The following is a 9,243-nucleotide window of genomic DNA, read 5'->3' on the forward strand; positions in this document are numbered from 1 at the left end:
AGGGGGCGCAGACCGTGATGAGGGTCTCCACCTCCTCGGTCAGGGCGCGGGCCAGCCGGTTCAGGTCGGGGACGGCCTTGGCGTCGGCGACGAGGCCGTAGTGGACCTGGCCCCGGTAGGTGGAGATGGCGATGGCCAGGGACTGGCCGCGGGCCAGGGGCGCGAAGGGGTAGACCTCGGTGAGCGGGTGGCCGCCGAGCCGCAGGCCGAAGCCGGGCAGGGGCACGCTGGTGACCAGGATGTCGAACCAGAGCCGGGCGGCCTGGCCGACGAGCGGGCCGCCGAGCCGGTGGCCGAGGGCCGGCACATGGTCGGCGAGCAGGGCGACGGCGCCCGCGCCCCGGTTGGGGCCCGCGTCCTTGTTGCGGTCCATGGCGGTGCGCACGGCGGCGAGCCGGCGCAGCGGGTCCGGAACGCCGACGGGCAGTTCCATCAGATAGCCGGAGAGCCGGTTGCCCTGCGGGTGCGCGGTGCGCGGGCGGCGCCGGGAGACCGGGATCAGGGCGCGGGGCGCCACGCCGTCGCACCTCTCGCCGCGCTCGTCGAGCCAGCTGCGCAGGGCGCCGGCGACGACCGCGATCAGTACGTCGTTGACCGTGCCGCCGACCTTCTTGCGCACCAGGTGGACGTCGTCGATGTCGATGACCACACCGGCGGTGCGCCGGGTTCCGGTGGGCTCGGCGGTGAGGGCGGGCGTCGAGCGGGTGACGAGGGTGGAGCGGGCGACGCAGGCGCCGATGTCCAGGGCCCGGCCGACGTCGGAGAACGCGCCGCGCACCAGCCCGGGCAGTCTGCGCACGTCGGGCAGCAGGCCGCGCGGCGGCTCGGCGGGGCGGGGCCGGCGCTCGGGCAGGTCCATCGGGTCGAGGATCGCCGCCGCGAGGGTCAGGGCGCGCAGTCCGTCGGCGAGGGCGTGGTGGAACTTGAACAGCACCGCGAAGGAGACGCCGTCCTCACCGGGCAGCACATGGGCCTCCCACGGCGGGCGGTTGCGCTCCAGCGGGCGCTGCATGAGGCGGCCGGAGGCCGCGTGGAAGTCCGTGACGGGAGCGTGCAGCCGGACGTGGTTGAGCGGGTCGAAGCAGGGGTCGGGCTCGCGGGTGGCGCCGCCGAAGCCGAACGGCTGCCGAAGCTGGTGGGCGAGGGACTGCCGCAGGCCCTGACCGAGGGACTGCCGCAGGCCGAGAGGGCGCCACACGTCGCGGATGCGCATGCGCAGTCCGGGCACGGCGGCGGCACGGGCGGCGAGCAGGTCGGCCGCATGCGCCCCGGCGGTGGGCGAGTGCGCCGAGAAGACCCCGAGCGCGCCGAGGTGCATGGGGTGGTCGGCGGACTCGATGTTCCAGAACGCCAGGTCGAGTGGAGCGAGCAGGTCAGAAGTCAATGGCTTGCCTCGCGTCGACGGTGGGTGAGTTCGCAGTCAACCGCGTGCACCCGATTACGGTCAAGTACGATCAGGCTACGCTCAGTTAACACCAGATTAAGTCCCGCCTCGCGGATCCGGGGCGGGACACAAAGGGCAGTGGGGAAAGTCACCTGTTTCTTGCGAGGAGACCCCGGCGTTCACGCCGGGGAGCTACCGCGTCCGGGTGTTGGGACGCCGGGCGTCGCCCCGTGGCGGTTCAGGGGCGCGGGGCGCCCGCACTGCTGTCAGGCACTACCGGGTGATGCGAACACGTGTACCCGTGGTCGCTGAATTGGGTAGCGGCTGCGGGATTTGCGTACGCGTGTGCGGCGGTCGTGCGTATGGTCCTTCGAAGAGTGCGGGATGTCGTGGCGTCCGGGCCGGGGACCGTGAGGGGGCGAGATGGCGCGGGTGGGGGCGGTTGCGGAGGCAGGGTGTGCCCGTTACACCTACCGGCTGCGTGTGTCGTCCGCCGCGCGCACGGCCCTGGCGGCGGAGTGGGACCGGTGCCGGTGGGTGTGGAACGAATGCGTCGCCAAGTCCAGGGCCGTGCATCTGCGCAACAAGGCCACCGGGCAGAAGGCCACGTGCGGCCCGGCTCAACTCGACCGGATGCTGACCGAAGCCCGCACCCGTACGCCATGGCTGCGTGACGGCGCCTCGGTGCTTCAGGTCTCGACCCGGCTGGTGCTGATGGCGCAAGACCTCCTGGAGCGCTGCTCCAGGAGGCGGCCTGAGCCAGGAATCCCCTCCCTTCAGGGAGGGGAGGATTCAACTCAGCACGGGCGGCGCCGCCGCCTCCGACGTGCCCCACGCCGACGGCCGCGGGACCACGGTGTGGCGCACCGGGAGAAGCCGCGGTTGCGGCGGTGGGCGCAGTCGTAGGTGCTGTGGCCGGTGTCCGGCGAGAACTGCACCGTGCCGAAGGGCACGGCCGCGCCGGGACAGGTGTTGCCTTCGTCCGCGGTGCCGATGACCGGCTTCAGCACTCCCGCCGCGCACAGCCGGAGCGCCACAAGAAGGCGCCGGGACCCTCTCCTGCAGGAAGACCTCCGACGGAGACGTCGTTGCCCGCATGAGAGGGTCTGAGGGTCAGCCGGCCGGGCACCCCGCGGGTGTCGGCCGCGACGCGTCGCGGATCAGCGCTTGCTGGGCCGCCCGCACCCGGGCCGCGTCCGGCTTGAGCACCTTGCGGTCGTAGGTCAGCAGGCCGTTGAGCTCGCCCTCGACGTCGCTGATCTGGGTGTAGACGGCGCCGTTGCTGCCGCGGCAGACCAGTGCGCGCACCTCGTCGAGCTTCGACAGGTAGTCGTCGGTGTACGTCGCCGGGTCGACGTCGACGTAGCTCTGCTGCACCGACCAGGCGTGCCCGGGGACCGCCAGGCCGAGCCCGCCGTACTCGCCGCTGACCAGGGCCCGCTCGCCGTCCGGGTGAGGCGGCAGGGCGGGTGACGGGTATCCGTGCTCGTCGATGATGTCGCCGGCGCCGCCGTCGGTGCCCAGGTTGATGCCGGACATGCCGTTGACCAGGCGGGTCGGGTCCCAGGACTTGGCCTGCCGGGCGATGCGGGCCTCGTCGTACTGGCCCCAGCCCTCGTTGAAGGTGACCCACATGACGACCGACGGGCTGCTGATGTGCTCGTCGATCATCTCCTTCATCTCCCGCTCGTACTCGGCCCGGGCGGTGGCGGACGGGTCGACGCCCGCGGTCATGGCGGGCATGTCCTGCCAGACCATCAGGCCGAGCCGGTCGGCCCAGTAGAACCAGCGGTCGGGTTCGACCTTGATGTGCTTGCGGACGGCGTTGAAGCCGAGCTGCTTGTGCACCTTCAGGTCGTACGCCAGGGCCTCGTCGGTGGGCGCGGTGTACAGGCCGTCGGGCCAGAAGCCCTGGTCCAGGGTGGCCATCATGAAGACCGGCTTGCCGTTGAGCACCGTGCGCGGGACGCCGTTCACGTTCTCGACGGCGATGGAGCGCATCCCGAAGTAGCTGCCGACCTCGTCGGCGCCGACCCGCACCTTCAGGTGGTACAAGAACGGGTCGTCGGGTGACCACAGGTGCGGGTCGTGGATCGTCAGGGTGAGCGGGCCGCCGGTGCGGCCGCGGACCGTGGCGACCGGGCGCCTGCCGTCGTACGCCGTCGCCGTCACCGGTACGCCGTCGCGGACGCCCTGGGCCTCCACGGTCAGGGTGCCGTGCGCGACGTCCGGGGTGAGCCGCAGCGAGTCGACGTGGTCGGTGGCGACCGGCTCCATCCACACGGTCTGCCAGATGCCCGAGGTGGGCGTGTACCAGATGCCGCTCGGGTCCAGGCGCTGCTTGCCCAGCGGCGGGTTCTCGCCGCCGGAGGCGTCGGTCGGGTCGTAGACGCCGACGATCAGCTCCTGGGTGCGGCCGGGCTTCAGCGCGTCGGTGACGTCGGCGCCGAACTTGTCGTAGCCACCCTGGTGTTCGGCCACCTTGGTGCCGTTGACGTAGACGTCGGCCTTCCAGTCGACCGCGCCGAAGTTCAGCCGGAGCCGCTTGCCGCGGCCGATGTGCCAGCCCGCCGGGACGGTGAAGGTGCGCCGGTACCACATACGGTCCTCGTGCCGCTCGAGGCCGGAGAGCCGGGACTCCACCGGGTAGGGGACGAGGATCCGCTCGGGAAGGGTCTTCCCCACGGGCGGCTGCTCGCCGGCCCCGGCGGCGGCGAACTGCCAGCGGCCGTTGAGGTTCTGCCAGTCGGGGCGGGTCAGCTGCGGGCGCGGGTACTCGGGCAGGGCGTTGTCCGGGCCGACCTGGTCGGCCCACTTGGTGCGCAGCTCGTACGTGGAGTGGTTGGGGCCGCTGCTCCAGAAGGCGCCCACGGCGGTGCCGTCGCCCGACGTCAGGCCGCCCTGGCCGTCGTAGCGGACGTCCGCGGTGCCCCGGGCGGTGCCGGTCCTGTTGCCGACGACCGGCTCCTTCAGGGCCACGAGCAGGGCGCGCGGGTCGGACGGGTCGGGCCGTGCGGCGCCCAGCGGCCAGGTGGCGCCGCCGATCACGGCCCGCAGATGGTCGGTGAGGGCAGCGGGCGGGGCGGCGAGCCGCTGCGCGAAGTCGAGCTTCAGGGTGCGGCCGTCGGTGAGGACGGTGGTCGCGATCGCGCCGTCGTAGTCGTAGCCCTCGGGCAGCAGGAACGCCGACTGCGGAACGGGCTCCTTGGTGCCGCCGGGCTCGGTCCAGCGCACGTGGAGGTTGGAGCCGCCGTAGTGCTCGAAGTACTCGACCTTGATGTCGTAGGCCGTGCCGGCGGTCAGCTCGACCGGGGCGGAGGTCTGTTCCCTGTCCCAGTCGTCGACCCAGTGGTCGATGGTGAGCTTTCCGTCGACCCAGAGGCGGAAGCCGTTGTCGCCGGTGATCGAGAAGGTGTGGGCGCCGGTCTTCTCGGGGACGATCCGGCCGGTCCAGCGGACACTGACGTCGTCGGACCTGCCGGTGGCGGCGGCCAGGCGGGGTTCGAGGTTGTCGAAGTCCAGGGCGGGGTCGAAGGTGGTGGCCTTGAGCTCGGCGAAGTCGAAGGCCCCCGGGGCGGACTGGGTGTAGTACTCGCCCTTGAGCCCGTGGATCTCCACGGGGTCGTCACCGGGGGCGGCGGTCGCGCCGGGCGCCGCGGTGAGCGCGGCGAGGCCCAGGGCCGCTGCGAGCAGCAGCGCGAGTCGGTCTCTCAGACGTCTGGTGCGCACGATCCTCCTCGTGGCGAAGGAAACTGGCGGCTCTTGTTCGCTATTCCGCGAACCTGTTGTGTGGGATTGTGCGAACTGGTGCGGAACAACGTTGTCACGAGCGCGGGCGTAGGTCCAGGGACATGACAAGAAGAGCCGGGGGCACGGCCGGGACGCGCGGACTTCCCGGGAGGTGCGCGCGGTCGGAGATCCAAGTGGACCCGGGGCCCGCGGGGCGCGCACCATGAGGGCGTCACTTCCACGTCGCGCGCCCGCGCGACGCGTGCCCCTCCGTGCGGAAGGGAGTGAACCGGATGCCCAAGGTCTCGCGGTACACCGCCACCCAGGGCGGCGACTACGGCCCGGTGGTCGACCAGTCCGAGGACCTCGACCCCTATACGGTGGACTTCCTCACCTTCCGCGAGGACGTCGACCACACTCCGCTGCTCAAGGGGCTGCCGGAGGGCCGCTGCCAATGCCCGCACTGGGGCTATGTCTTCAAGGGCGAGCTGGTCTTCCGCTACCCCGACCGTGACGAGGTGTACCGGGCCGGGGAGGCGTTCTACGCCCCTCCCGGGCACGTCCCCGTGCACACCGCGCCGGGCAGCGAGTACGTGCAGTTCAGCCCGTCCGAGGAGATGCGCCGGGCCAGCGCGGTCACCCTGAACCACTTCCCGCCGCTGTGCGGCTGACAGGCGACCGCTCCGGCCTGAACGCCTGACGTGCCGTGGCTGCGGGCCTGAACGTATCCCGTGCCGTGGCTCCCGGCCGGAACGTCTCCAGGGCCGTGGCTACGGCACCCGCTGGCCCTTGCCCAGGGCGATGACCCCGCCCTTGGACACGGTGTACAGGGCCGCGTCCCGCTCCGGGTTGACGCCGATCGTCGCGCCGGGCGGCACCTCGACGTTCTTGTCCAGGACCGCCCCGCGCACGACCGCGCCCCGGCCGATGTGCACGTTGTCGTGCAGCACGGAGCCCTGGACCACCGCCCCCGGGTCGACGCGGACGCCCGGCGAGAGCACGGACCGTGTGACCTGCCCGCGGATCAGGCAGCCGGCGCTGATGATCGACTCCCCGGCGATGCCACCGGCGTTGAACCGGGCCGGCGAGAGCTGGCTGGAGTGGGTGTAGACGGGCCAGTCCCGGTTGTACAGGTTGAACGCGGGACGCTCGGCGATCAGGTCCATATGGGCGTCGTAGTAGGCGTCGAGGGTGCCCACGTCCCGCCAGTAACCCTGGTCCCGGCTGGTCTCGCCGGGCACGTGGTTGGTGCTGAAGTCGTACAGCTGGGCCTCGCCGCGCTCGGTGAGCTGGGGCAGGATCGAGCCGCCCATGTCGTGCACCGACCGCTCGTCCTCGGCGTCCCGTTGCAGGGCGTCGATCAGCGTCTTGGTGGTGAACACGTAGTTGCCCATGGAGGCGAAGACCCGCTCGGGGTCGTCCGGCAGGCCCGGCGGGTCGGCGGGCTTCTCCAGGAAGCGCTGGACGGTCCGCCCGTCCGAACCCGGCGTGATCACCCCGAACGACGACGACTCCGAGCGCGGCACCCGGATGCCGGCGACCGTCACCCCGGCGCCGCCCTCGATGTGCTGCCGGAGCATCTGCCGCGGGTCCATGCGGTAGACGTGGTCGGCGCCGAAGACCGCCACGTAGTCGGGCTGCTCGTCGTAGATCAGGTTGAGCGACTGAAGGATCGCGTCGGCGCTGCCCAGGTACCAGCGGGGGCCGAGGCGCTGCTGCGCGGGGACCGGCGTGACGTAGTTGCCGAGCAGGCTCGACATGCGCCAGGTGGTGGTAATGTGCCGGTCCAGCGAGTGCGACTTGTACTGGGTCAGTACGCAGACGCGCAGGATGTCGCCGTTGACCAGGTTGGACAGGACGAAGTCGACCAGGCGATACGTTCCGCCGAACGTGACCGCGGGTTTCGCGCGGTCCGCGGTCAGGGGCATCAGCCGTTTGCCCTCTCCGCCCGCAAGGACGATCCCGAGGACCGAAGGTCCACCACGCCGCATGGCCGCTCCCCTCACCCGGTTGAACCACTACTGCCCCTGAGCAGGGAGGACTAAGCCTGTTTGAGGATCTCCTCGTACAGGCGCACCGTGCGCCGGGCGACCGCGTCCCAGCCGAACTCCGTCACCGCGCGCCGCCGCCCGGCCTCGCCCATCCGGCGCGCCGCCTCCGGATCGCCGAGCACCGCGTCGAGGGCGCGGGCCAGGCCCGCCTCGAAGTCGTCGTCGACGTCGACGAGTACCCCGGTGCGGCCGTCCTCGACCACCTCGGGAATCCCGCCGACCCGGGACGCCACGACGGGGGTGCCGCAGGCCATCGCCTCCAGGTTGACGATGCCGAGCGGCTCGTAGACCGAGGGGCAGGCGAAGACCGCGGCATGGGTGAGCAGCTGGATCACGTCCGGGCGCGGCAGCATCTGCGGGATCCAGTGCACGCCCGCGCGGACCCGGCTCAGCTCCTCGTACAGCTCGCGGAACTCCCGGTCGATCTCGGGCGTGTCGGGTGCGCCCGCGCACAGCACGACCTGGGCCGCCGGGTCGATGTCCCGCACGGCGCGCAGCAGATGGGGCACGCCCTTCTGACGGGTGATGCGGCCGACGAACAGCACATAGGGGCGGTCCGGGTCGAGCCCGATCCGGGTGAGGGCGTCCGTGCCGTGGTCCGGCCGGTACAGGGTGGTGTCGATGCCGTTGTGGATGATGTGGACCCGGGCCGGGTCGAGGGCCGGATAGCAGCCGAGGATGTCCTCGCGCATGGCGCCGGAGACGGCGACCACGGCGTCGGCCGCCTCGATCGCGGTGCGCTCCGCCCAGCTGGACAGCGCGTAGCCGCCGCCGAGCTGCTCGGCCTTCCAGGGGCGCAGCGGCTCCAGGGAGTGCGCGGTCAGCACGTGCGGCACGCCGTACAGGAGCTTGCCGAGGTGGCCGGCGAGGTTGGCGTACCAGGTGTGGGAGTGGACCAGGTCGCAGCCGTCCAGGCCGGCGGTCATGGCGAGGTCCACGGAGAAGGTGCGCAGGGCGTCGTTGGCGCCGTCCAGCGCCGACCAGGGGCGGTGGCGTACGACGCCGTCCGCCTTGTCCGCCGAGGACGCCTCGCCCCAGCAGTGCACCTCCAGGTCGACGAGGGGTCTCAGCTCCCGCGCCAGGAACTCCACATGGACGCCCGCACCGCCGTACACGTCCGGCGGGTACTCCCGGGTCAGCAGTCCCACTCGCACCCGCAACCCCCTGTCTCGGCGGCCCCGTCGTCCCGTCGTGGCCGGTCGCGTGCGCCGGCCGTTGTCCGCCGGTCGCTGATCGTCGGTCGCTCGCTCGTCGTCGGTCGCTTGTCGGTCGCTCGTCGTCGGTCGCTGATCGCCGGCCGTGTCGCGCCGGTCGCCTTCATGGTCACCCAGATGCGGCGCGCGCGGAAGAGCGCGGGGCTCGTGTGAAACAACAGTCACCGCAGACACCGCCGCCGGGGACCCGGTAGTACAGGCAGCAGCTGCGCCGGCGGAAGCCCGTGTCGTCGAGTGTGCCCGTCCCGGCGAGCAGCGGGTGGGCGAGGAGCCGTGCGGCCAGGTCCCGGGCGTGGTCGCCGGCCCGGAGGCGGCCGTGGTCGCGCGCGAGGCGGGCCAGTTGGCGGGCGGCGCCGGCCAGCGCGGAGGCCGCGTTTCCCCGCGACAAGCCCGGGGCGAGGCGGTGGCGGACGCGCAGCGCCGCCGCCAGGGGTTGAAGGTGGCCGTGCAGGACGGCGTCGGCGAGGGTGTCCGCGTCGGCGGGAAGCCCGCGCACCCTGGTGAGCCACAGGTCGTCCGGGGCGCTGCCGGCGGGGTCCCAGCGGAGCAGGCGCGGGTCGAGGTCGGGAATGCGCCCGTACAGCACGGCGCAGCCGAGTACGGTCGACCACAGCCGGGCCATGAGCGCCTGCTGGGCCACCGACGCGGCGACCCGCGGCTCGGGGGCGCGGATGCCGTCGGCCACGGTGCGGACGCGCACCGCGAGGGGGTGCGCGTCGCTGCCGGAGGCCGCGTCGCCGTAGGCCTGGGCCAGGGTGGGCAGCGCGGCGCGGGGCGGCTCGCCCGTGCGCAGGACGAAGAAGCCGCCGAGGGAACGGAGGGCGGCGAGATCCGGGTCGAGGTCCACGAGGAGCAGTACTACCAA

Annotated in this window: 6 protein-coding genes and 2 pseudogenes; 2 read left to right on the plus strand and 6 right to left on the minus strand. The window is 72.4% G+C overall.

Annotated features, from left to right (window positions below):
• Positions 1–1,384 (minus strand): wax ester/triacylglycerol synthase family O-acyltransferase (locus tag R2S09_RS39475; RefSeq protein WP_316746089.1); only part of this gene is annotated, 1,384 nt, incomplete at its 3' end.
• A 423-nt stretch (positions 1,385–1,807) separates the two neighbouring features.
• Between R2S09_RS39475 and R2S09_RS39480 the strand changes: the two are divergent.
• Positions 1,808–2,077, plus strand: a pseudogene (locus R2S09_RS39480) (RNA-guided endonuclease TnpB family protein); the annotation flags it as partial.
• Positions 2,078–2,253: 176 nt separating this feature from the next.
• On the opposite strand, the pseudogene R2S09_RS39485 reads toward R2S09_RS39480, so the two are convergent.
• Positions 2,254–2,421, minus strand: a pseudogene (locus R2S09_RS39485) (hypothetical protein); the annotation flags it as partial.
• Positions 2,422–2,497: 76 nt separating this feature from the next.
• Positions 2,498–5,113, minus strand: coding sequence for a PA14 domain-containing protein (locus R2S09_RS39490; protein WP_316746091.1), 2,616 nt, complete (start codon positions 5,111–5,113; stop codon positions 2,498–2,500).
• A gap of 293 nt (positions 5,114–5,406) precedes the next feature.
• On the opposite strand from R2S09_RS39490, the gene R2S09_RS39495 reads away from it, so the two are divergent.
• Positions 5,407–5,784 (plus strand): hypothetical protein, encoded by a 378-nt coding sequence (locus R2S09_RS39495; RefSeq protein WP_306192538.1) that lies wholly within the window; start codon positions 5,407–5,409, stop codon positions 5,782–5,784.
• Between the two features lie 99 nt (positions 5,785–5,883).
• Here R2S09_RS39495 and glgC read toward each other — a convergent pair whose 3' ends face one another.
• The 3 genes from glgC to R2S09_RS39510 all read right to left on the minus strand — a co-directional run.
• The gene (gene glgC, locus R2S09_RS39500) at positions 5,884–7,104 is read right to left on the minus strand and encodes a glucose-1-phosphate adenylyltransferase (protein ID WP_306192537.1); all 1,221 of its coding nucleotides are present in this window, start codon (positions 7,102–7,104) and stop codon (positions 5,884–5,886) included.
• Positions 7,105–7,154: 50 nt separating this feature from the next.
• Positions 7,155–8,318 (minus strand): glycogen synthase, encoded by a 1,164-nt coding sequence (gene glgA, locus R2S09_RS39505; protein ID WP_316746094.1) that lies wholly within the window; start codon positions 8,316–8,318, stop codon positions 7,155–7,157.
• A 169-nt stretch (positions 8,319–8,487) separates the two neighbouring features.
• Positions 8,488–9,243, minus strand: a 756-nt coding sequence (locus tag R2S09_RS39510; protein WP_316746096.1) for a (2Fe-2S)-binding protein, incomplete at its 5' end; no start/stop codon positions are given.

Origin of the sequence: Streptomyces sp. MK7 (genome assembly GCF_032658145.1) — a bacterium.
Lineage (GTDB): Bacteria > Actinomycetota > Actinomycetes > Streptomycetales > Streptomycetaceae > Streptomyces > Streptomyces spiralis.